This is a genomic window from Pseudomonas sp. B28(2017) (assembly GCF_002113025.1).
Taxonomy (GTDB): domain Bacteria; phylum Pseudomonadota; class Gammaproteobacteria; order Pseudomonadales; family Pseudomonadaceae; genus Aquipseudomonas.
Window position 1 is genome coordinate 679,779 of sequence record NZ_NEJH01000003.1, and the last position, 21,503, is coordinate 701,281.

At 60.3% G+C, this 21,503-nt stretch carries 19 protein-coding genes; 16 read left to right on the top strand and 3 right to left on the bottom strand.

Annotated elements, in window-relative coordinates; genetic code table 11:
- The first annotated feature begins 1 nt into the window (after position 1).
- Positions 2-769, top strand: a complete 768-nt coding sequence (locus tag CAF65_RS12390; protein WP_085716526.1) for a TerB family tellurite resistance protein — start codon at positions 2-4, stop codon at positions 767-769.
- Positions 770-907: 138 nt separating this feature from the next.
- On the opposite strand, the gene CAF65_RS12395 is transcribed toward CAF65_RS12390, so the two are convergent.
- On the bottom strand, positions 908-1,897 hold the full coding sequence (locus CAF65_RS12395) for an alpha/beta hydrolase family protein (RefSeq protein ID WP_085716527.1): 990 nt from the start codon (positions 1,895-1,897) through the stop codon (positions 908-910).
- Between the two features lie 73 nt (positions 1,898-1,970).
- Between CAF65_RS12395 and CAF65_RS12400 the strand changes: the two genes are divergently transcribed.
- The 10 genes from CAF65_RS12400 (at position 1,971) to trpE (ending at position 14,365) form a co-directional block, all read left to right on the top strand.
- Complete coding sequence (locus CAF65_RS12400; RefSeq protein ID WP_085716528.1) at positions 1,971-4,367, top strand: PAS domain S-box protein; 2,397 nt, start codon at positions 1,971-1,973, stop codon at positions 4,365-4,367.
- 60 nt (positions 4,368-4,427) lie between these two features.
- On the top strand, positions 4,428-5,081 hold the full coding sequence (locus CAF65_RS12405) for a response regulator transcription factor (RefSeq protein ID WP_178076683.1): 654 nt from the start codon (positions 4,428-4,430) through the stop codon (positions 5,079-5,081).
- Positions 5,082-5,400: 319 nt separating this feature from the next.
- Positions 5,401-6,525: an ABC transporter ATP-binding protein gene (locus CAF65_RS12410; RefSeq protein WP_085716529.1), complete on the top strand. Its 1,125-nt coding sequence runs from the start codon at positions 5,401-5,403 to the stop codon at positions 6,523-6,525.
- A gap of 48 nt (positions 6,526-6,573) precedes the next feature.
- Positions 6,574-7,617: an ABC transporter substrate-binding protein gene (locus tag CAF65_RS12415; protein ID WP_085716530.1), complete on the top strand. Its 1,044-nt coding sequence runs from the start codon at positions 6,574-6,576 to the stop codon at positions 7,615-7,617.
- A 199-nt stretch (positions 7,618-7,816) separates the two neighbouring features.
- A complete protein-coding gene (locus CAF65_RS12420; protein ID WP_085716531.1) occupies positions 7,817-9,064 on the top strand; it encodes an ABC transporter permease in 1,248 nt (415 codons plus the stop codon).
- Between the two features lie 12 nt (positions 9,065-9,076).
- On the top strand, positions 9,077-9,901 hold the full coding sequence (locus CAF65_RS12425; protein ID WP_085716532.1) for an ABC transporter permease: 825 nt from the start codon (positions 9,077-9,079) through the stop codon (positions 9,899-9,901).
- Between the two features lie 159 nt (positions 9,902-10,060).
- The gene (locus CAF65_RS12430) at positions 10,061-11,209 is read left to right on the top strand and encodes an iron-containing alcohol dehydrogenase (protein WP_085716533.1); all 1,149 of its coding nucleotides are present in this window, start codon (positions 10,061-10,063) and stop codon (positions 11,207-11,209) included.
- Positions 11,210-11,324: 115 nt separating this feature from the next.
- Positions 11,325-11,999: a ribulose-phosphate 3-epimerase gene (gene rpe, locus CAF65_RS12435; protein WP_008035979.1), complete on the top strand. Its 675-nt coding sequence runs from the start codon at positions 11,325-11,327 to the stop codon at positions 11,997-11,999.
- Positions 11,996-12,814: a phosphoglycolate phosphatase gene (locus CAF65_RS12440; RefSeq protein WP_085716534.1), complete on the top strand. Its 819-nt coding sequence runs from the start codon at positions 11,996-11,998 to the stop codon at positions 12,812-12,814. Before rpe ends, CAF65_RS12440 begins: the two co-directional genes overlap by 4 nt.
- Before the next feature lie 69 nt (positions 12,815-12,883).
- Positions 12,884-14,365: an anthranilate synthase component I gene (gene trpE, locus CAF65_RS12445; protein ID WP_085716535.1), complete on the top strand. Its 1,482-nt coding sequence runs from the start codon at positions 12,884-12,886 to the stop codon at positions 14,363-14,365.
- 104 nt (positions 14,366-14,469) lie between these two features.
- Here the strand turns inward: trpE and estP are convergent, their stop codons facing one another.
- Positions 14,470-16,380: an esterase EstP gene (estP, locus tag CAF65_RS12450; protein ID WP_085716536.1), complete on the bottom strand. Its 1,911-nt coding sequence runs from the start codon at positions 16,378-16,380 to the stop codon at positions 14,470-14,472.
- A gap of 408 nt (positions 16,381-16,788) precedes the next feature.
- Between estP and CAF65_RS12455 the strand changes: the two genes are divergently transcribed.
- The 4 genes from CAF65_RS12455 to CAF65_RS12470 all read left to right on the top strand — a co-directional run bounded on the left by CAF65_RS12455 (position 16,789) and on the right by CAF65_RS12470 (position 20,076).
- On the top strand, positions 16,789-17,382 hold the full coding sequence (locus CAF65_RS12455; RefSeq protein WP_007980194.1) for an aminodeoxychorismate/anthranilate synthase component II: 594 nt from the start codon (positions 16,789-16,791) through the stop codon (positions 17,380-17,382).
- 9 nt (positions 17,383-17,391) lie between these two features.
- Positions 17,392-18,441 (top strand): anthranilate phosphoribosyltransferase, encoded by a 1,050-nt coding sequence (gene trpD, locus CAF65_RS12460; RefSeq protein WP_085716537.1) that lies wholly within the window; start codon positions 17,392-17,394, stop codon positions 18,439-18,441.
- Positions 18,438-19,274, top strand: a complete 837-nt coding sequence (gene trpC, locus CAF65_RS12465) for an indole-3-glycerol phosphate synthase TrpC (protein WP_085716538.1) — start codon at positions 18,438-18,440, stop codon at positions 19,272-19,274. The genes trpD and trpC overlap by 4 nt, the downstream gene beginning before the upstream one ends.
- Before the next feature lie 100 nt (positions 19,275-19,374).
- Positions 19,375-20,076, top strand: a complete 702-nt coding sequence (locus CAF65_RS12470) for a lipoate--protein ligase family protein (RefSeq protein WP_085716539.1) — start codon at positions 19,375-19,377, stop codon at positions 20,074-20,076.
- Positions 20,077-20,086: 10 nt separating this feature from the next.
- On the opposite strand, the gene crp is transcribed toward CAF65_RS12470, so the two are convergent.
- Complete coding sequence (gene crp / locus CAF65_RS12475) at positions 20,087-20,731, bottom strand: cAMP-activated global transcriptional regulator CRP (protein ID WP_085716540.1); 645 nt, start codon at positions 20,729-20,731, stop codon at positions 20,087-20,089.
- A gap of 228 nt (positions 20,732-20,959) precedes the next feature.
- Here crp and CAF65_RS12480 point away from each other — a divergent pair, with 228 nt between their 5' ends.
- On the top strand, positions 20,960-21,382 hold the full coding sequence (locus CAF65_RS12480; protein ID WP_007941657.1) for an OsmC family protein: 423 nt from the start codon (positions 20,960-20,962) through the stop codon (positions 21,380-21,382).
- Positions 21,383-21,503 lie beyond the last annotated feature (121 nt).

The following is a 21,503-nucleotide window of genomic DNA, read 5'->3' on the forward strand; positions in this document are numbered from 1 at the left end:
CATGCTGTGGCCAGGGACTCTGATTGGAGCCGGAGCAGGCTTTGCCATAGCCAGCATTCCGGGGGCCTTGCTCGGCGCGTTGTTGGGGCAGGCGCTGGATCGGCGCTTGCACCTGCAGAGCTGGGGGCACTTGTGGGAAAGGCTGGGCGGTCGCCCGGTGTTGCGTAACGATGAATTGCTGTTTGTCCTGTTGGGGCGCCTGGCCAAGTGCGACGGCCAGGTCACGGCCGGGCACATCGATCAGGCCCGAGCGGAAATGCGCGCGCTGGACATGTCCGAGCCGGCCCGGCGTCGTGCGATTGCCGCATTCAATCGTGGCAAGTCGGGCCGCGACCGGCTACGCGGTTATCTGCGTCGCCTGAGTGCCCAGCCCCATGCGGCGGAAGGTGTGTTGCGCGCCTGCTGGAGAATGGTGTGGGCCGATGGTCGTGCCGGCAGCAGTGAGCGCGAATTGATCGGCCAATGGGGCAAGTGGCTGGGCTGGACGCCGCATCAGGTGCAGGCGCTGGCTCACGACTATGAACCGCAGAAGCGGCCATTGGCCAACAACGTGCCAAGTTATCAGGATGCATTAAGGCTCTTGGGGGTGTCGGCCACCACTGAACCTGCGCAGATCAAGCGTGCTTACCGGCGCCTGCTCAGTCGCCATCATCCGGACAAGATCGCCGGCAGTGGCGCGACAGCGACGCAGGTTCGTGAGGCCACCGAGCGAACGCGTGAACTGCACAATGCCTATACGTTGATTCGGGAGCGGCGGGATTTTCGCTAGACGAACAGCTTTATGTCGTCTGTGATGTCCCCTTCGCGAGCAGGCTCGCTCCCACAGGTTTTATGTTGTCCGCAATTTTGTGATCGGCATAAAACCTGTTGGAGCGTGGCTTGCCCGCGATAAGGGCGACGCGGTCTGTCAGTCCGCCGGATTCTGCGGATTCAGCCAGCCCCGCACCCGCCGGAACAGTTGCTCCTGTGCGGCCTTGGTATCCGGCAACGCCTTGAGCGCGACCTGGCTGAATGCCGATGACTTCAAGCGCTTGCTGGCTTGCAGGCGTTCCAGTGCCGCGTTGCGGTCCGGCGCTTTGTCTTTGTAGTAAATATCGGCGGTCGGCAGTTTCAGGGTCGGGGTCAGCTCCGCCAGCTCGGGCTTCGCCGTCACGGGTGTCTGCGCTGCGACCATCACCATCTTTTCGACTTGCGGCGGTTGCTTCTCACTCAGGTAGCGTGCGGCCCAATAAGCGCCGGTGCCATGCCCCAACACCACGATACTGCGGGCGCTTTGCTGTTCGGCGAAGGCGAGCGCAGCGTCGATCCGGGCGAAGATGCGCTCGGCATCTGCCCTGGATTGTTCTTCGGTGGTTTCGGCGATGGCCTTGTCGGCCACATCGGCCTCGCCACCGGCCATCTGTTCAATGGGGGCCGCGGTGGTCGAGTCTTTATTGCCGGCCTCGGGAGCCTTGGGAGCCGGTGCCGCTTCCACGATTCGTGGCGCAATGGCATCGCTTTGCAGGTCCGGCAAGGTGATACTCAGGCTGCTCCATTCGGCGTCCGGCAATTTGCGCCGCAAAGGACCGACCGCTTGCGGCCAGTCAACGCTTTCGCCGGCGCCAGGGATGATAATCACCGCGCCTTTAGGTTCGGCGGTATTGGCTGGTTTCCACAAGGCCAGAAACGTGTCGGTGCCCGCTTGCAGTTGTTGCTGTTCCTGAGCCGGGACTTTTCGCTCAAGTGCAGTCGATTCTTCCTGACTACGCTCAGGCAGCGGCTGACGTTCGAGCGGTTTTTCTTCGGCAGTTTTTTCTGCTGCGCCAGGCGCCGGGTCGGCTGCCTCGACGGAATAGGCGCAAGGCAGGATCAGCGACAGGCACAATGCTGGCAGTGCCAGGCGGTAGACAGGGGGCATCGGATATTCCAGGCCAGAAGTTGTTCCGGCAGCCTAATGGGTTGGTCAGTATTTGTCAGTGTGTGAGAGTTCAATGATGCGTTTTCGCTGCCTGTGGGTTATCGGCTGTTTGTGGTTTCCCTTGATGGGTTGGGCGGCGGTCGCGCCCCCGGCGCATGTTGCCCAGTTGACCCCGAAACAACAGCACTGGCTGACGCAGCAGAGCGAGTTGCGGGTCGGCCTGGTGTTGCAGGCGCCCTATGCGCAATACGATCGCCGCTTGCAGCGCCTGTCCGGGGTGAATGTCGACTTGATGAAGTGGCTGGCCAAGACCCTTAACGTCGAATTGAGCTGGCGCAACTTTCCTGACCTTGAACAATTGGAAGCCGCGGCCCGCGAGGGCGAAATCGACATCGCCCCGGGGTTGACCCAAACCCCTGGCGGGTTACGTCTCTGGCAGTTTTCCGACCCCTACATGCGAGTACCGCAACTGGTGGTCAGCGACCAGAAAAGCGCCGGTGCGGTCGAGCTGGAAAAGCTCGACAGCCAGACCCGCGTCGCTGTGCGCATGCCCAGCGCCATCGCCGATTACCTGTACAGCAATTATCCGCACCTGAACCTGCAAGGCGTACCGATGGAGCGCCAGGCCTTGCAGTTGCTGACGGGCCAGCAGGCGGCTTATGCGGTGATCGATGAGGCGCAATTGGGGCGCCTGTCCGTTGAACCGGAGTTCGCCGGGTTGGTGGTGGTCGGGGATGTCGGCCTGCCGCAGCTGCTGCGGGTGGCCACGCGCCGCGACAAGCCGGAACTGGCGGGCATCGTCGAAAGTGCGTTGCGGGCGATCCCGGCCAAGGATCTGGAACAACTGCACAATCAATGGCTGCAAGCCAAGTATCCGCGGCTCACCGAGTCCCCCGGGTTCTGGCAAAACCTCTGCCTGTTGCTGGTCGTGCTGGCGTTGAGTTGCATGGCTATCGTGTTCTGGCAGCGTCGCCAGCAGCGCAATCTGGAACAACGTTTGATGGCCGCGCAGGAAGACATTGCCTTGCGTGCCGCCAGCGAAGAGGCGTTGCGGCTCACTCAGTTTTCCATCGACCAAAGCACCGTCGGCATCCTCTGGGTCAACTGGGACAGCCATGTGCGCTACGCCAACCGCGCGGCGGAAAGCATGCTTGGCTATCCACCCGACGGGATCATCGATCGGCCCTTGATCGATTTCGACCCCGGCCTGCACATGGACCGCTGGCTCAATCTGTGGAAGCGCGCCCGGGCCAGTGAAGAGGGCCCGCAAAGCTTCGAAACCAACTGCGTGCGCGCCGACGGCAGCATTCTGCCGGCCGATGTTTCGTTGAGTTTTCTGCGCTTTCGCGATGGCGAATACCTGGTGGTTTATCTCAACGACGTCACCGAGCGGCGCCGCGCCCTGGCCGCCTTGCAGGAAAGCGAGGCGCGGCTGCAAGGCATCGCCGCCAACGTTCCGGGCCTGGTTTTCCGGCTGGAGCGGGCGCCGGTGACTGGTCAGATCGACTTTGCCTACATCAGCGAAGGCAGCGAAAGCCTGGTGGGTTACTCGCCGGCCACGCTGGCGCATCGCGATAAAGGCCTGCGCAGCCTGGTGCATCCGGATGACAAGGCCAGCTATCACCAGACCCAGGATCATGCGCTGGATACGGACAGCGACTGGTCGTGGCAAGGGCGGATCCTCACCCGTCAGGGCGAGCAGCGTTGGGCGGAAATCAAGGCCATCACGCGTCAGCTGGAAGACGGCGCCTATGTCTGGGACGGCATCGTCTGGGACATCAGCGAGAGCAAGCGTATCGAACTTGAACTGGCCAGCTCCCGGGAACAACTGCGTGAGCTGTCCGCGCACCTGGAAAGCGTGCGTGAAGAAGAAAAGGCGCGCATTGCCCGGGAAGTTCACGATGAACTGGGTCAGATGCTGACGGTGCTCAAGCTGGAAACCTCCATGTGCGAACTGGCTTACGCGCAACTCGATCCGGGGCTTAACGAGCGCCTGGGCAGCATGAAGCGCCTGATCGCCCAACTCTTCCAATTGGTTCGCGACGTGGCGACCGCATTGCGCCCGCCGATTCTCGATGCCGGCATTGCCTCGGCCATCGAATGGCAGGCCCGACGATTTGAGGCGCGTACGCAGATTCCGTGTCTGGTGCAGGTGCCGGATAATCTGCCGGTGCTCAGCGACGCCAAGGCCATCGGCCTGTTCCGGATCCTTCAGGAAGCGCTGACCAATGTCATGCGCCATGCCCAGGCGCATACTGTTGAACTGACACTGGCGTTGGAAGGCGACGAGTTGTGTCTGACGGTCAGCGATGATGGCGTAGGATTTGTCACTGCACCTGGCAGGCCAACGTCCTTTGGGATTGTCGGAATGCGCGAGCGGGTGTTGATCATGGGGGGGGAGTTATCCCTTGAGAGTGAGCCGGGTGAAGGCACGACCCTGAGTGTGCGCGTTCCGCTGGATGCAGCCTGAACAGGTTGTGTTGACTGTACCGACGCCTTCGTCGGAACGCCGCCCGGGGCTTATTCGTGAATGATCTTGAATCTGGAGAAAAACGTGATCCGTGTACTGGTAGCCGAAGACCACACCATCGTCCGTGAGGGCATCAAGCAGTTGATTGGCCTGGCCAAGGACTTGCTGGTGGTGGGGGAGGCGAGCAACGGCGAGCAGTTGCTCGACACCTTGCGTCATGTGCCTTGCGAAGTGGTGTTGCTGGACATCTCCATGCCGGGCGTCAATGGCCTGGAAGCCATTCCGCGGATTCGCGCCCTGAACAATCCGCCGGTGATCCTGGTGTTGTCGATGCATGACGAAGCGCAGATGGCCGCCCGGGCGCTGAAGGTCGGGGCCGCCGGTTATGCAACCAAGGACAGCGATCCGGCACTGTTGCTGACGGCCATACGCAAAGTGGCCTCAGGCGGGCGTTATATCGACCCGGAACTGGCCGACCGCATGGTCTTCGAGGTCGGCCTGACCGACTCGCGTCCATTGCATTCGTTGCTCTCCGAGCGCGAATTCTCCGTGTTCGAACGCCTGGCCCAAGGCGCCAACGTCAACGACATTGCCCAGCAACTGGCGCTGAGCAGCAAGACCATCAGCACCCATAAGGCGCGGCTGATGCAGAAGCTCAACATCACCTCGTTGGCGGAACTGGTGAAGTACGCGATGGAACACAAACTCCTCTGACTCACCGAATCCTCTGTAGGAGCCAGCTTGCTGGCGATGGCGTTCTTGAAATCGCTATCGCCAGCAAGCTGGCTCCTACAGGGGTGGCACGATGCCATATCCATTTGCGACATCTCGCCCAATCGTTTTTGCCATTACTTGTGGCTTGCAACTGACCGCTCGCCACTGCGCTTGCCAAAACGCGCCATCCTTGTAGGGCAATCCCTACCCCCAGCCTTCCATCCGGCTGAGGCGAATCTCTCTTGCGCCCCGATTTGCGTGGTCCCCAGCGTCCACTAGGCTTAACCCCACAGCAGTCATCAATAACAAAGGTGTGGGTATGAGCCAGGTCGATTCAAGCGCAGGGGCCAATGATGTTCTGGTCAGCTTTCGTGGAGTGCAGAAGAGCTACGACGGCGAGAACCTGATCGTCAAGGACCTCAACCTGGACATTCGCAAAGGCGAATTCCTCACCTTGCTCGGGCCGTCCGGCTCCGGCAAGACCACCAGCCTGATGATGCTCGCCGGCTTCGAAACGCCGACCGCGGGCGAAATCCTGTTGGCCGGGCGCGCCATCAACAACGTGCCGCCGCACAAGCGCGACATCGGCATGGTGTTCCAGAACTACGCATTGTTCCCGCACATGACGGTGGCCGAGAACCTGGCGTTCCCGCTGACCGTGCGCGGGATGAACAAGAGCGATGTCAGTGCCCGGGTCAAGCGGGTGCTGAGCATGGTCCAGCTCGATACCTTCGCCCAGCGTTACCCGGCGCAGCTTTCCGGCGGTCAGCAACAGCGTGTGGCATTGGCCCGGGCGCTGGTATTTGAACCGCAATTGGTGCTGATGGACGAACCCCTCGGCGCACTCGACAAACAACTGCGTGAACACATGCAGATGGAGATCAAGCACCTGCACCAGCGGTTGGGCGTAACCGTGGTCTATGTGACCCACGATCAGGGCGAAGCCTTGACCATGTCTGACCGTGTGGCGGTGTTCCATCAGGGCGAAATCCAGCAGATCGCGCCGCCGCGCACCCTCTACGAAGAGCCGAAAAACACCTTCGTCGCCAACTTCATCGGTGAGAACAACCGCCTCAATGGCCGCCTGCACAGTCAGACCGGCGACCGCTGCGTAGTCGAACTGGGGCGCGGTGAAAAAGTTGAAGCGCTGGCGGTGAATGTCGGCAAGACCGGCGAGCCGGTGACCCTGTCCATCCGTCCGGAGCGCGTGAGCCTCAATGGCTCCAGCGACCAGTGCGTCAATCGCTTCTCCGGGCGAGTCGAGGAATTCATCTATCTGGGCGACCACGTCCGGGTTCGCATGGAAGTCTGTGGCAAGACCGACTTCTTCGTGAAGCAACCGATTGCCGAGCTTGATCCCTCGCTCGCTGTCGGCGACGTGGTACCGCTTGGCTGGCAGGTCGAACACGTTCGCGCTCTCGACCCGATTCTAGAGGCGAACTGATCGCCCCGGCTTCAACAACACCAACCCTGCACGTGGAGAGAATAATAAATGTTGAAATCCCTGAAATTCACCGCTCTGGCACTGGGCATGATGGGAGCTGCGAGCGCAATGGCCGCAGGCCCGGACCTGACCGTGGTGTCCTTTGGCGGGGCGAACAAGGCGGCTCAGGTCAAAGCCTTCTACGCACCGTGGGAAGCGGCAGGTAACGGCAAGATCGTGGCCGGTGAGTACAACGGCGAAATGGCCAAGGTCAAGGCCATGGTCGACACCAAGAGCGTGTCCTGGGATCTGGTAGAGGTTGAGTCGCCGGAACTGTCCCGTGGTTGCGATGAAGACATGTTCGAGCAGTTGGACCCGGCGCTGTTCGGCAAGAAAGAAGATTACGTCAAGGGCGCGATCCAGCCATGCGGTGTGGGCTTCTTTGTGTGGTCGACCGTAATGGCCTACAACGCCGACAAGCTTAAAACCGCACCGACCAGTTGGGCGGACTTCTGGGACACCAAGCAGTTCCCGGGCAAGCGTGGCCTGCGTAAAGGCGCCAAGTACACCCTGGAATTCGCACTGATGGCCGACGGCGTTGCGCCGAAAGACGTCTACAAAGTGCTGGCCGGCAAAGATGGTCAGGACCGCGCATTCAAGAAGCTCGATGAGCTCAAGCCGAACATCCAGTGGTGGGAAGCTGGCGCACAACCGCCGCAATACCTCGCTTCCGGTGACGTGGTCATGAGCTCGGCCTATAACGGCCGGATCGCTGCCGTGCAGAAAGAAAGCAACCTGAAAGTGGTGTGGAACGGCGGCATCTACGACTTCGACGCATGGGCCATCCCGAAAGGCCTGGACGCCAAGCGTGCGGAAGCTGCGAAAAAATTCATCGCCTACTCGGTGATGCCACAGCAGCAGAAGACCTACTCGGAAAACATCGCCTACGGCCCGGCCAACACTCAAGCCGTACCGCTGCTGGCCAAAGATGTCCTGAAAGACATGCCGACCACCCCGGAAAACATCGCCAACCAGGTGCAGATCGACGTCAGCTTCTGGGCTGACAACGGCGAGCAACTGGAACAGCGCTTCAACGCCTGGGCTGCCAAGTAAGACCGCACTGCGGGCTTACGCTGTAGGAGCGAGCTTGCTCGCGAAGACGTCAGCACATTCAGCATCGTTGATGACTGATACTCCGTCTTCGCGAGCAAGTCGCACCGCCGCACCGCCGCTCCCACATTTGAACGGTGTGTATTAAACGATCGAGGTGGTTTCCCGCCTCTGCAATGATCAAAGATTTCCGGAGTACGCCATGGCTATCGCCGTTCCCGTGAACGCGGGCACTGACCCCACCTTGAAGCAGCGGCTCAAACACGCCGAGCGGGTCAACCGCTGGAAGGCCCAGGCGTTGATTGCGCCGCTGGTGCTGTTTCTGTTGCTGGTGTTTCTGGTGCCGATCGTGGCGCTGCTCTACAAAAGCGTTGGCAACCCGGAAGTGGTCGGCGGCATGCCGCGCACCGTGACGGCCATCGCCAGCTGGGACGGCCGCGGCCTGCCCGCTGAGCCGGTTTACAAAGCGGCGGCCGAAGACCTCGCCGACGCTCGCAAGAATCAGACCCTGGGTGATCTGTCCAAACGTTTGAACATGGAGCTGGCAGGTTATCGCAGCCTGCTGACCAAAACTGCCCGCGCCTTGCCGCTCGCCACTGAGCCGGCTTCTTATAAGGACGCGCTGGAAGGCCTCGACGAGCGTTGGGGCGACCCGGCCTACTGGCAAGCGGTGCGCCGCAACACCAGCAACATCACCCCGTATTACCTGCTGGCCGCTGTCGATCATCGCATCGACGACCTCGGCGAAATCGCCCCGGCGACCCCGGATCAGGCGATCTACCTCGACATCTTCGCCCGCACCTTCTGGATGGGCCTGATCATCACTGTGGTCTGCCTGGTGCTGGCGTATCCCCTGGCTTACCTGTTGGCGAACCTGCCGTCGCGGCAGAGCAACCTACTGATGATTCTGGTGCTGTTGCCGTTCTGGACCTCGATCCTGGTGCGGGTTGCGGCGTGGATCGTGTTGCTGCAATCGGGTGGCCTGATCAACAGCGGCCTGATGGCCATGGGCATCATCGATAAGCCGGTGGAACTGGTGTTCAACCGCATCGGTGTCTATATCTCGATGGTGCACATCCTGCTGCCGTTCATGATCCTGCCGATCTACAGCGTGATGAAAGGCATCTCGCCAACCTACATGCGCGCCGCGATTTCCCTCGGCTGCCACCCGTTCGCCAGCTTCTGGCGAGTGTACTTCCCGCAGACCTATGCCGGTGTCGGCGCCGGTTGCCTGTTGGTGTTCATCCTCGCCATCGGCTACTACATCACCCCGGCATTGCTGGGTAGCCCGAACGATCAGATGGTCAGCTACTTTGTCGCCTTCTACACCAACACCAGCATCAACTGGGGCATGGCGACCGCACTCGGTGGGCTGCTGCTGTTGGCGACCGTAGTGCTTTATCTGATTTACAGCTGGCTGGTGGGCGCCAGTCGCCTGCGCCTGAGCTAAGGAGAGAACGAAATGCTGAGTCCTTATATGTCGCCCATTGAACGGGTGTGGTTCTACAGCTTGCGGATTCTCTGCGGCTTGATTCTGTTGTTCCTGATTCTGCCGGTGCTGGTGATCATTCCACTGTCGTTCAACTCCGGGAGTTTTCTGGTTTATCCGCTGCAAGGCTTCTCGCTGCACTGGTACCAGGATTTCTTTGCCTCGGCGGAATGGATGCGTTCGTTGAAGAACAGCATGATCGTGGCCCCGGCAGCGACCGTGTTGGCGATGATCTTCGGTACGCTGGCGGCGATCGGCCTGACTCGGGGCGACTTCCCGGGCAAGGCGCTGGTGATGGCGCTGGTGATTTCGCCGATGGTGGTGCCGGTGGTGATCATCGGTGTGGCCAGTTACCTGACCTTCGCTCCACTGGGATTCGGCAACAGCTATACCTCGCTGATCGTGGTGCACGCCGTGTTAGGTGTGCCGTTCGTGATCATCACAGTGTCGGCGACGTTGCAGGGGTTCAACCAGAACCTGGTGCGGGCCGCTGCGAGCCTCGGCGCTTCGCCGCTGACCACGTTCCGCCGGGTGACCTTGCCGCTGATCGCACCGGGCGTGATCTCGGGGGCGTTGTTTGCCTTCGCGACTTCGTTCGATGAGGTGGTGGTGACCCTGTTCCTCGCAGGTCCGGAGCAAGCGACCCTGCCACGGCAGATGTTCAGTGGCATCCGCGAAAACCTCAGCCCGACCATCGCCGCCGCCGCGACGCTGTTGATTGCCTTCTCGGTGATCTTGCTGCTGACCCTGGAATGGTTGCGTGGACGTAGCGAGAAATTGCGTACTGCGCAGGTCTGAAGCCATACGCGGTAAAAATGTGGGAGCGAGCAAGCCCGCTCCCACAGTTGTTTTGTGTCGTTTTCAGGCGCGCGGTTCATTCATGACCTGAATACCAGCCAACTCCAAATCCCCAGCTACTCTTGTGCCCAGCTCCCCTACCTATAAGAGGCTGCGCACATGAGTCTTTCCTCTTTCAAAATCGCTCACAAATTGATCACCGGCGCAGGTGCCATCGAGCAACTGTCCGCCGAGCTGGCACGCCTGGACATCGATAACCCGCTGATCGTCACCGATGCCGCACTGGTCAAGTCCGGCACGGTGGAACTGGCACTGGTACAGCTGGGCGAACGCAGCTACGAGATATTCGACCGGGTACTGCCGGACCCGGAAATCGCCATCGTCGAAGACTGCATGCAGGTCTATCGCGACGGCGGGCATGACGGACTGATTGGCCTGGGCGGCGGCAGTGCCATCGACATTGCCAAGAGCGTGGCGGCCTATGCCGGCTACCACGGCGCGCTGGAGGATTTGTTCGGTATCGATCAGGTCCCGCGCAAAGGCCCGCCGCTGATTGCCATCCCGACCACGGCGGGTACTGGCTCGGAGGTGACCAACGTCGCCATCCTTTCCGACAAGGTCGCGCAGCTGAAGAAGGGCATTGTCAGTGACTACCTGCTGCCGGACGTGGCGCTGGTCAGCCCGCAAATGACCCTGACCTGTCCGCGCAGTGTCACGGCGGCCAGCGGCGTCGATGCGCTGGTGCATGCCATCGAGTCCTATCTGTCGGTCAATGCCTCACCGATTACCGATTCCCTGGCCATCGGCGCCATCAAGCTGATCGCCAGAGCTTTGCCCAAGGCCTACGCCAATCCGTCGAACCTGCAAGCCCGGGAAGACATGGCCACCGCCAGCCTGATGGCCGGCATGGCGTTCGGCAATGCCGGGGTTGGCGCGGTGCATGCGTTGGCATATCCGCTGGGCGGGCGTTTCAACATTGCCCATGGTGTCAGTAATGCCTTGCTACTGTCCCATGTCATGACCTGGAACAAGATGGCCTGCATCGAACGCATGCAGGATATAGCCGAGGCCATGGGCGTGAAGACCACGCACTTGAGTGCCAATGAAGCGGCTGACAAAGCCGTGCAAGCCATGACCGAACTGTGTGCCGCCGTGGAAATTCCCCAGGGCCTGCGCAGTTTCGGTGTACCCGAGGACGCCATCCCGTCCATGGCAGTGGAAGCAACGGGGATTGAGCGCCTGATGCGCAATAATCCGCGCAAATTGAATGCCGTCGATATCGAAAAGATCTATCGCGCGGCGTACTAGAGGCTTTGCCGTTAACGGATGATGGCAGGTTCCAATCATCGCACTCACGGTGCGCGCGTCAAAGCATGAGGTATACAATGCGCGCCATCGTGATTCTGCTCAGAAAAGGTGCGTCATGCAGCCCTTCGTAATTGCTCCGTCGATTCTCTCCGCCGACTTCGCCCGCCTGGGTGAGGAAGTGGACAACGTCCTGGCCGCCGGCGCCGACTTCGTGCACTTCGATGTCATGGACAACCACTATGTGCCGAACCTGACCATCGGCCCGATGGTCTGCGCGGCACTGCGCAAGTACGGCGTGACCGCGCCGATCGACGCACACCTGATGGTCAGCCCGGTGGACCGCATCGTGGGCGACTTCATCGAAGCTGGCGCGACCTACATCACCTTCCATCCGGAAGCCACCCAGCACGTCGACCGCTCTCTGCAACTGATCCGCGAAGGCGGCTGCAAGTCGGGCCTGGTGTTCAACCCGGCAACCCCGCTGGACGTGCTCAAGTACGTGATGGACAAGGTCGACATGATCCTGCTGATGAGCGTCAACCCGGGCTTCGGCGGACAGAAGTTCATCCCCGGCACCCTCGACAAACTGCGTGAGGCGCGGGCGCTGATCGATGCGTCGGGTCGTGATATTCGCCTGGAAATCGACGGCGGAGTGAACGTGAACAACATTCGCGAAATCGCAGCGGCCGGTGCCGACACCTTCGTCGCCGGCTCGGCCATCTTCAATGCGCCGAACTATCAGGAGGTCATCGAAAAGATGCGTTCCGAACTGGCGCTGGCTCGCCCATGAGTGGCTTTGAGCAGCTGTTTCCGGGGCAACTGCCGCGGCTGGTGATGTTCGATCTGGACGGTACTTTGATCGACTCGGTCCCGGACCTGGCAGTGGCTGTGGACAAGATGCTGCTCAACCTCGGTCGCCAGCCCGCCGGGCTGGAAGCGGTGCGCGAATGGGTCGGCAATGGCGCGCCAGTGTTGGTGCGTCGTGCGCTGGCCGGTGATATTGATCATTCGGCGGTCGATAACGCAGAGGCCGAACGGGCGCTGGAGTATTTCATGCAGGCTTATGGCGAAAGCCATGAGTTGACCGTGGTTTACCCCGGCGTGCGCGATACTCTTAAATGGCTGCATAAGCAGGGTGTCGAGATGGCGCTGATCACCAACAAGCCGGAGCGTTTCGTCGCGCCGTTGCTGGATCAGATGAAAATCGGCCGTTATTTCCGCTGGATCATCGGCGGCGATACCCTGCCACAGAAAAAACCCGACCCGGCCGCGCTGTTTTTCGTGATGAAAATGGCCAACATTCCTGCTTCGCAGTCGTTGTTCGTTGGCGATTCGCGCAGCGATGTGCTGGCGGCGAAAGCGGCGGGGGTCAAGTGCGTGGCCCTGAGCTACGGCTATAACCACGGCCGGCCGATTGCCGAGGAGTCACCGGCGTTGGTGATCGACGACTTGCGCAAGCTAATTCCCGGTTGCCTGGATCAGGCCGCTGAGATAACGTTGACCGACGCTGTCAAACCCCCTTCTGGAAACGCCATCGTGGTGGTCACTCGCAAACTCTGGATGAAAGTCATCAAGGCCCTGGCCCGCTGGCGTTGGCGCGCCTGACTTGATCCTGGCCGGTTTCCGGCGCGTTTGCATACCTGACTGTTCGACCCTCAAGCCACGAGGCACCTCATGATCCGCGAAGAATTCCTGCGTTTGGCCGCTGCCGGCTACAACCGCATCCCGCTTGCCTGCGAAACCCTGGCCGACTTCGACACGCCGCTGTCGATCTACCTGAAACTGGCCGACGAGCCCAATTCCTACTTGCTGGAGTCTGTACAGGGTGGCGAGAAGTGGGGGCGTTACTCGATCATCGGTCTGCCGTGCCGCACTGTGCTGCGGGTTCACGACCACCACGTCAGCGTGACCGTCGATGGTGTCGAGACCGAAAGCCACGACGTTGAAGACCCGCTGGCCTTCGTCGAAGCCTTCAAGGCTCGCTACAACGTGCCGACCATTGCCGGCCTGCCGCGTTTCAATGGCGGCCTGGTGGGCTACTTCGGTTATGACTGCGTGCGTTACGTGGAAAAGCGTCTGGGCAAGTGCCCGAACCCGGATCCGCTGGGCGTGCCGGACATTCTGCTGATGGTCTCCGACGCCGTCGTGGTGTTCGACAACCTCGCCGGCAAGATGCACGCCATCGTACTGGCCGACCCGGCTCAGGACGACGCCTTCGAGCAAGGTCGCGCTCGCCTGGAAGAGCTTCTGGAAAAACTGCGTCAGCCGATCACCCCGCGCCGTGGCCTGGACTTCAGCAAGCAGCAAGCGGCTGACCCGGTATTTCGCTCCAGCTTCACCCAGGACGATTACGAAAGAGCCGTCGACACTATCAAGGAATACATCCTGGCCGGTGACTGCATGCAGGTCGTGCCATCCCAGCGCATGTCGATCGACTTCAAGGCTGCGCCGATCGATCTGTACCGCGCGCTGCGCTGCTTCAACCCGACGCCTTACATGTACTTCTTCAACTTCGGCGACTTCCACGTTGTCGGCAGTTCTCCGGAAGTGCTGGTACGGGTCGAAGACAACCTGATCACCGTGCGCCCGATTGCCGGCACCCGCCCGCGCGGCGCCAACGAAGAGGCTGATCTGGCACTGGAAAAAGACCTGCTGTCGGATGACAAGGAAATTGCCGAGCACCTGATGCTGATCGACCTCGGTCGTAACGACACCGGTCGCGTATCGGAGATCGGTTCGGTGAAGCTCACCGAGAAGATGGTGATCGAGCGTTACTCCAACGTGATGCACATCGTGTCCAACGTCACCGGGCAGCTGAAAGCCGGGCTGACGGCAATGGACGCACTGCGAGCGATTCTGCCGGCGGGCACTTTGTCCGGTGCGCCGAAGATTCGTGCGATGGAAATCATCGACGAACTGGAACCGGTCAAGCGTGGCGTCTACGGCGGTGCGGTCGGTTACTTCGCCTGGAACGGCAACATGGACACCGCCATTGCGATTCGCACGGCGGTGATCAAGAACGGAGAACTGCATGTGCAGGCCGGTGGTGGCATCGTCGCGGACTCGGTGCCGGCGCTGGAATGGGAAGAAACCCTGAACAAGCGCCGCGCGATGTTCCGTGCGGTTGCCCTGGCCGAACAGACTCCGGAAAGCTGAGCTGACTACAAATCCTGTGGGAGCGAGCTCGCTCCCACAATGACTTCACCACCATAAAAAAACGCGGCGCCTGTGAGGGCGCCGCGTTTTTTATTGCCTGCACATCAGAAGTCCAGCGCAACACCTACGTTGATGCCTTGTTGGGTGAAGTCGTCGTCCTTGCGAATGTTGTAGCTGGCGCGCAGTGCCAGGTCCCGGGTGAGGTTGTGGCTCACACCCAGGTTCAAGCGGCTCAGGTGGCTTTGCGGGGTGTAGCCTTGCAGCGTGAACTGATTGTTCGGCAGGCTGTTGAGGTTGATGCTCACATCCTGGGTGTCGTCGTTGTACTCGCGTTCGACGGCCACTTCGCCGAAGACCTGGGTTTGTGGGGTGAACTGGTATTTGCCCTGCAGGCCGGCGCCCAGGCGTCGGGAAATGCGCTCCTGATCGGCGAAGGTCAGCGCCGTGGAGTCGCTGCCGTCTTCCGAGTAACCGTCGACTTGCACCTTGGCGAAGTCGGCGCTGACAAACGGCGACAGGTGCCAGGGGCTGCTGGCCTGTTGCGCAATGTCGTAACCCAGGCGAGCGCTGAAGGCTTCGACGTAGCCGCTGGTATCGCCTTTTTCGCCGCGCTCGTTGACGCCCAACTGGAATTTACGCTTGAGGCTGTCGTAATCCAGATGTCCGGCCGTCAATGCCGCGTCGGCCCACACACGGTTTTGCTGGTATTGGGCGAATACCGTGCCCAGGTAAGTGTTGAGCTTGTAGTCGGAATCGTTGCTGCCGGCTTCGAGTTTCTGGTTATAGAAACCGGCCGCCAGGCCGACGCGCCAGGCATCATCGAGACGGTAGCTGCCACCGATGTTCAGGTTGGCTCCATTGCCGTCGGCGCTCACCGCGCTGTCCTGACCGTCAAAGTCCTGATGCTGTCCGCCGCCGGCGACAATGGCTCGCCATTGGCCGACGCCTTGCCAGTTTTCCCAATCGGCCAGCCACTGATTGCGCAATTCATCCTGATGCGCGCGCACGGTGCCCTGAGCCATTTCAGGCAGTAAGGTCAGCTCCCACGGTGCTGCCAACAGGGAGTACGCGTAATCGGCAATCAGGCGCTGCCCGGCTTCGGTAGGGTGCACTGAGTCGTTATAGATCAGCTTGGTCGGGTCCGGCGTGGCGCTATTGATGCCGTACCGGGCATTCTCGGTGCAACCGTTGCCGCTGAAGCAGGTGGCGATGAGGTTCTGGTCGGTGGCCAGGCCAAACTGCACCGGGTTGGCGAACGTCTCTTTGAGCAGTGCCGGAATGTTGAGCGGGATGACTTCGGCATTGATGTTCTGCAGTCGGCTTACCAGTTCAGTGTTGAACTGGGCGCTGAGTTGGGACGTGAACGCTTGCAGCGGGGTGCCGTTGAACGCCGGGGTAAAGCCGATATCGGGTAGCAGCCAGACCATGACGTATTTCGCGCCGGCGGTTTGCAGCGCCTGCACGCTGTCGGCCAGTCGGTCGGCGGCGGCGCTGGCCTGGGGCAAGTTGGTGACGCGACCTTGCAGGAAGTCGTTACCGCCACCCGACAGGTAATACAGCGCATTCGGGTCGGCGCGGAAGTTGTTCGACGGCAGATAACCCGCGCGAGTGCGATCGCCGGTGGCGGAAATGCTGGTGATCGAATCCAGTATCTGATCCGTGCGGTAGCCGCCGACGGCCCAGTTGTTGCCATCGGGCTGACCATTGCTGGCGCGCACCGCCGAAGATGATGACGCGGTCTGGTCCGCCGAGAACCCCAGTTTCCCACCCAGTATCTGCGTGGAGTTGAGCGAGCGGACTTCGCCGCTGCCGTCCAGATACACCGGTCCCGTACGGTTGGTGAAGCGTTGTGTCGCCCCGGCAGGCCCGCCAGTGTCGGCAAAGGTCCCGGCGTCGTTGAGGCTGTCCCCGAAGACAATGTAGTTCGTATAAGGGTTGGGTGCGGCGTTCGCCTGGGCGCATGCCATCGCGAGCAAGCATCCTGCGAGCGGTACAAACAACGACTGTTTGATCATGAGCAAGTCCGTTTATTTATTGTTGTAGTGAACGAGACGACAGTACCAAAAACTTTCGGCCTTTTGCCATCTGTCGCGAAGCCTTTAAGAGTTTCGCGGGCAGTACCTCCGGCGATATTGCACGCTCTGCCCAGCTAAGTTACTGTGCCGGGACGTACGAATGAGACCTTCCCCGTGTTGATCATCAGTAAACTCCTGGATCAAGTCATCAAGGCACACGCCCGCTGGCGTTGGCGCGCCTGAATTCTTTTGCCGGCCTCGCCGGACCTGTACCGCTTTGCCTTCTTTACCTGTTTGAAATGCTGCTTTGCTGACGCTGCTCCGGCACCTGACAAAGTGCAGCGCTCTGCGGGTCAATCATTCGAAGGCCATCTTTAAAGTCAGTGAATTCAAGAGGTTCTTAACGCCATGTTGCTGATGATCGATAACTACGACTCCTTTACCTACAACGTTGTGCAGTACCTGGGCGAGCTCGGCTCCCAGGTCAAAGTCGTGCGCAACGATGAACTGACCATCGCTGAAATCGAAGCCCTCAATCCTGAGCGTATCGTTGTGTCCCCCGGTCCTTGCACCCCGACCGAAGCCGGCATCTCGATTGAAGCGATCAAGCATTTCGCCGGCAAACTGCCGATTCTTGGCGTCTGCCTTGGCCACCAATCCATCGGCCAGGCCTTTGGCGGTGACGTGGTGCGCGCCCGCCAAGTGATGCACGGTAAGACTAGCCCGGTATTTCACGAGGACAAGGGGGTATTCGCTGGCCTGAATCGTCCGCTGACGGTGACCCGCTATCATTCATTGATCGTCAAGCGCGAAACCTTGCCCGATTGTCTGGAACTGACGGCCTGGACCCAGCTCGAAGACGGCTCGGTCGACGAAATCATGGGCCTGCGTCACAAGACTCTGAACATCGAGGGCGTGCAGTTTCACCCGGAATCGATCCTCACCGAGCAGGGCCACGAACTGTTCGCCAACTTCCTCAAACAAACCGGCGGCACGCGCTAAGGACTTTTCATGAATATCAAGACAGCCCTGAGCCGCATCGTCGATCACCTCGACCTCAGTACCGATGAAATGCGCGATGTGATGCGCGAAATCATGACCGGGCAATGCACTGACGCGCAGATCGGCGCGTTCATGATGGCCATGCGCATGAAGAGCGAAAGCATCGACGAAATCGTCGGTGCCGTGTCGGTGATGCGCGAGCTGGCGGACAAGGTCGAACTCAAGACCCTCGACGGTGTGGTCGATGTGGTCGGCACCGGCGGTGACGGTGCCAATATCTTCAACGTGTCGACCGCTGCTGCGTTCGTGGTTTCCGCTGCTGGCTGTACCGTGGCCAAACATGGCAACCGTGCAGTCTCGGGCAAGAGCGGCAGTGCTGACCTGCTGGAGGCGGCCGGCATCTACCTGAACCTGACACCGGTGCAAGTGGCGCGTTGCATTGACAACGTTGGTATTGGTTTCATGTTTGCCCAGACTCATCACTCTGCGATGAAATACGCTGCAAGCCCGCGCCGCGAACTGGGTCTGCGTACGTTGTTCAACATGCTCGGCCCGCTTACGAATCCGGCCGGTGTGAAGCATCAGGTGGTAGGCGTATTCACCCAGGCCTTGTGCCGGCCGCTGGCGGAAGTATTGCAGCGCCTGGGCAGTAAACATGTGCTGGTGGTGCATTCGAAGGATGGCCTGGATGAATTCAGTCTGGCAGCACCGACCTTCGTGGCAGAGCTGAAAAACGACCAGATCACCGAGTATTGGGTCGAGCCGGAAGACCTGGGCATGAAGAGCCAGAGTCTGCATGGCCTGTCGGTGGATAGCCCGGCGGCTTCCCTTGAGCTGATTCGCGATGCCCTGGGCAAGCGCAAGACTGAGAACGGTCAGAAAGCGGCCGAAATGATCATGCTCAATGCCGGTGCTGCGCTGTACGCCGCCGACCATGCCAGCAGTTTGAAAGAGGGAGTCGCACTTGCGCACGATGCGCTGCACACCGGTCTCGCTCGAGAGAAGCTCGAGGAACTGGGTGCGTTTACCGCGGTATTCAAAGTGGAGAATGAGGGATGAGTGTACCGACGGTTCTGGAAAACATTCTGGCCCGCAAGGTTCAGGAAGTCGCGGAGCGTAGCGCCCGTGTGAGCCTGAGCGAGCTGGAAAGTCTGGCCAAGACGGCCGATGCACCCCGTGGTTTTGCCAAGGCCTTGCTGGCCCAGGCCAAGCTGAAACAGCCGGCAGTCATTGCCGAGATCAAGAAGGCATCACCGAGCAAAGGCGTGATCCGCGAGAACTTCGTTCCTGCTGAAATTGCCAGGAGTTACGAGAAGGGCGGGGCGACCTGTCTTTCCGTGCTGACCGACATCGATTATTTCCAGGGCGCCGATGCGTACCTGCAACAGGCTCGTGCCGCGTGCAACCTGCCAGTCATCCGCAAGGACTTCATGATCGATCCGTACCAGATCGTCGAAGCTCGTGCGCTGGGCGCCGATTGCGTGCTGTTGATCGTCTCCGCACTGGATGACATGAAAATGGCCGAGCTGGCTTCGGTGGCCAAAGGCGTGGGGCTCGACGTGCTGGTTGAAGTGCACGATGGCGATGAGCTGGAGCGCGCGTTGAAAACCCTCGACACGCCGCTGGTCGGGGTCAACAACCGTAACCTGCACACCTTCGACGTCAGCCTGGAAACCACTCTCGACCTGTTGCCGCGTATCCCGCGTGATCGTCTGGTCATCACCGAAAGTGGCATCCTGAACCGCGCCGATGTCGAACTGATGGAAATCAGCGACGTCTACGCATTCCTGGTCGGGGAAGCCTTCATGCGCGCCGAAAGCCCGGGTACCGAATTGCAGCGCCTGTTTTTCCCCGAGCGTGGCGTTCCCGTCAGCGGCTCGACCCTCGACTGATCCCCCGCCATTGCAGGCAACCCGACTCCCTGTGGGAGCGGGCTTGCCCGCGATGAGGCCCTCAAATCCCCTAAAGACCTCATGTCTGCCGGAGTCGCCTATGTCGCTGCCAGTTTCTATGACCATCGAAGCCGGCCTGCGAGCCGAGCAGGATCTCTTGGCCTCGGTCTGCGCCAGCGACGCCGAGTTCGGCCTGCTGTTCTGGCAGCCGAGCGATCGGGCGCTGGTCATGCCGCGCCGCTTGAATCGCTTGCCCGGTTTCGAGGCGGCGTGCGAAGCGTCGGCGGCGGCAGGTTGGCCGGTGCTGTTGCGTGAAACCGGTGGCGAGCCGGTGCCGCAATCGGTCTCGACCATCAACATCGCACTGGTTTACGCGCCGCCGCGCAGCGAAGGGGATTTGAACCGTATCGAGACCGGTTACCGGCGCTTGTGCGATCCGATCTGTCAGTTGCTCGATGAGTTGGATGGCACTTCATCTCTGGGGGAAATCGAAGGTGCTTTCTGTGACGGTCGCTTCAATGTCAACCTTGATGGACGCAAAATGGTTGGTACCGCCCAGCGCTGGCGTCAGAGTCAGGGTGGGCAGCGTCCGGTGGGACTGGTACATGGGGCGATGCTGCTGGATAACGAGCGAGAGTCGATGGTCGCCGCGGTCAATCGTTTCAACGAGGCCTGCGGTCTGGAACAACGAGTCCGCGCCGAAAGCCACATTGCGTTGCATGAGAAGTTCAAGGCGCACGGTGCATTGACGCGCCTCGACGAACTCTATCGGTTGATGCTGACACAGATGTTCAGCGGCTAGGTTTTCGAGCTTATCGCGTACCGAAGACCACCATGGTCTTGCCTTTGACGTCCACCAGGTTGCGTTCTTCCAGATCCTTGAGCACGCGACCGACCATCTCCCGGGAACAACCGACAATCCGCCCGATTTCCTGACGGGTCACCTTGATTTGCATGCCATCGGGGTGGGTCATGGCGTCTGGCTGTTTGCACAGCTCCAGCAGGCAGCGGGCAACGCGGCCGGTCACGTCAAAAAATGCCAGGTCACCGACCTTGCGCGTGGTGTTGCGCAGGCGCTGTGCGATTTGTCCGCTGAGGACGTAAAGAATGTCCGGATCCTGTAGGGATAGCTCGCGGAATTTTGCGTAGCTGATTTCCGCAACTTCGCATTCGACCTTGGCCCGCACCCAGGCACTGCGCTCCTGCTCCAGGCCGGCTTGTTCAAACAGGCCCAACTCACCGAAAAAGTCCCCGGCGTTCAGGTAGGAAATGATCATTTCCCGGCCGTCGTCATCTTCGATCAGGATGGTGACTGAGCCTTTGAGGATGAAGAACAGCGTTTCCGAGCGGTCGCCAGCACAAATGATGTTGCTCTTGGCCTGATAACGGCGGCGCTGGCAATGCATCAACAGCTTGTCGAGGTTCTTGATCTTGGGGGTGGGGGCAATAGCAACCATGGTTGTATCCCGAAAAGACTGCACGGTGTGTTTGGTTTTTATGAATAGTGAACGCTGGAGTAAAGCTGGCCATGCGCCATTGAATTGGCGTCAGCTTAACAGACACTTCCTGAAGTATTCGAGCATTTACCTACAAGGTGGTGGGATATGTCCTAGGACGCCGGGCGCTGCCGATCACGGGGCCTGTGCTAAGCTGGCGACCCTTTTTTATACAGTGGAGTCTTGGCGATGAAGGCACGCATCCAATGGGCTGGCGAAGCCATGTTCCTCGGCGAATCCGGTAGCGGTCATGTCGTGGTCATGGACGGTCCGCCCGATGCCGGCGGACGCAATCTGGGTGTCCGGCCGATGGAAATGCTGTTGCTGGGTGTCGGCGGTTGCAGCAATTTCGATGTGGTCAGCATCCTCAAGAAGTCCCGCCAGGCGGTCGAAAGCTGTGAAGCTTTCCTTGAGGCCGAGCGTGCGACCGAAGATCCGAAGGTTTTCACCAAAATCCACATGCACTTCGTGGTCAAGGGCCGCGGCCTGAAAGAGGCCCAGGTCAAACGCGCCATTGAATTGTCTGCCGAGAAGTATTGCTCGGCCTCGATCATGCTCGGTGCGGCAGGTGTGGCAATCACCCACGACTACGAGATCATCGAGCTCGGTTGAATTCGACATTCAACTATCATAAAAGCTGTGCAGACTCTGGCGAACCCAAGCTGACGTCTGCATAATGCGCCACTTTTTTCAGGGTAGTGGCCCGTCAGCCGACAGGCCTCGCACCCGAACA

Excerpts from the sequence above, each read along its gene's own strand:
- CAF65_RS12390 (WP_085716526.1), top strand. The coding sequence starts at position 2 with ATGCTGTGGCCAGGGACTCTGATTGGAGCCGGAGCAGGCTTTGCCATA.
- CAF65_RS12395 (WP_085716527.1), bottom strand. The coding sequence starts at position 1,897 with ATGCCCCCTGTCTACCGCCTGGCACTGCCAGCATTGTGCCTGTCGCTG.
- CAF65_RS12400 (WP_085716528.1), top strand. The coding sequence starts at position 1,971 with ATGATGCGTTTTCGCTGCCTGTGGGTTATCGGCTGTTTGTGGTTTCCC.
- CAF65_RS12405 (WP_178076683.1), top strand. The coding sequence starts at position 4,428 with ATGATCTTGAATCTGGAGAAAAACGTGATCCGTGTACTGGTAGCCGAA.
- CAF65_RS12410 (WP_085716529.1), top strand. The coding sequence starts at position 5,401 with ATGAGCCAGGTCGATTCAAGCGCAGGGGCCAATGATGTTCTGGTCAGC.
- CAF65_RS12415 (WP_085716530.1), top strand. The coding sequence starts at position 6,574 with ATGTTGAAATCCCTGAAATTCACCGCTCTGGCACTGGGCATGATGGGA.
- CAF65_RS12420 (WP_085716531.1), top strand. The coding sequence starts at position 7,817 with ATGGCTATCGCCGTTCCCGTGAACGCGGGCACTGACCCCACCTTGAAG.
- CAF65_RS12425 (WP_085716532.1), top strand. The coding sequence starts at position 9,077 with ATGCTGAGTCCTTATATGTCGCCCATTGAACGGGTGTGGTTCTACAGC.
- CAF65_RS12430 (WP_085716533.1), top strand. The coding sequence starts at position 10,061 with ATGAGTCTTTCCTCTTTCAAAATCGCTCACAAATTGATCACCGGCGCA.
- rpe (WP_008035979.1), top strand. The coding sequence starts at position 11,325 with ATGCAGCCCTTCGTAATTGCTCCGTCGATTCTCTCCGCCGACTTCGCC.
- CAF65_RS12440 (WP_085716534.1), top strand. The coding sequence starts at position 11,996 with ATGAGTGGCTTTGAGCAGCTGTTTCCGGGGCAACTGCCGCGGCTGGTG.
- trpE (WP_085716535.1), top strand. The coding sequence starts at position 12,884 with ATGATCCGCGAAGAATTCCTGCGTTTGGCCGCTGCCGGCTACAACCGC.
- estP (WP_085716536.1), bottom strand. The coding sequence starts at position 16,380 with ATGATCAAACAGTCGTTGTTTGTACCGCTCGCAGGATGCTTGCTCGCG.
- CAF65_RS12455 (WP_007980194.1), top strand. The coding sequence starts at position 16,789 with ATGTTGCTGATGATCGATAACTACGACTCCTTTACCTACAACGTTGTG.
- trpD (WP_085716537.1), top strand. The coding sequence starts at position 17,392 with ATGAATATCAAGACAGCCCTGAGCCGCATCGTCGATCACCTCGACCTC.
- trpC (WP_085716538.1), top strand. The coding sequence starts at position 18,438 with ATGAGTGTACCGACGGTTCTGGAAAACATTCTGGCCCGCAAGGTTCAG.
- CAF65_RS12470 (WP_085716539.1), top strand. The coding sequence starts at position 19,375 with ATGTCGCTGCCAGTTTCTATGACCATCGAAGCCGGCCTGCGAGCCGAG.
- crp (WP_085716540.1), bottom strand. The coding sequence starts at position 20,731 with ATGGTTGCTATTGCCCCCACCCCCAAGATCAAGAACCTCGACAAGCTG.
- CAF65_RS12480 (WP_007941657.1), top strand. The coding sequence starts at position 20,960 with ATGAAGGCACGCATCCAATGGGCTGGCGAAGCCATGTTCCTCGGCGAA.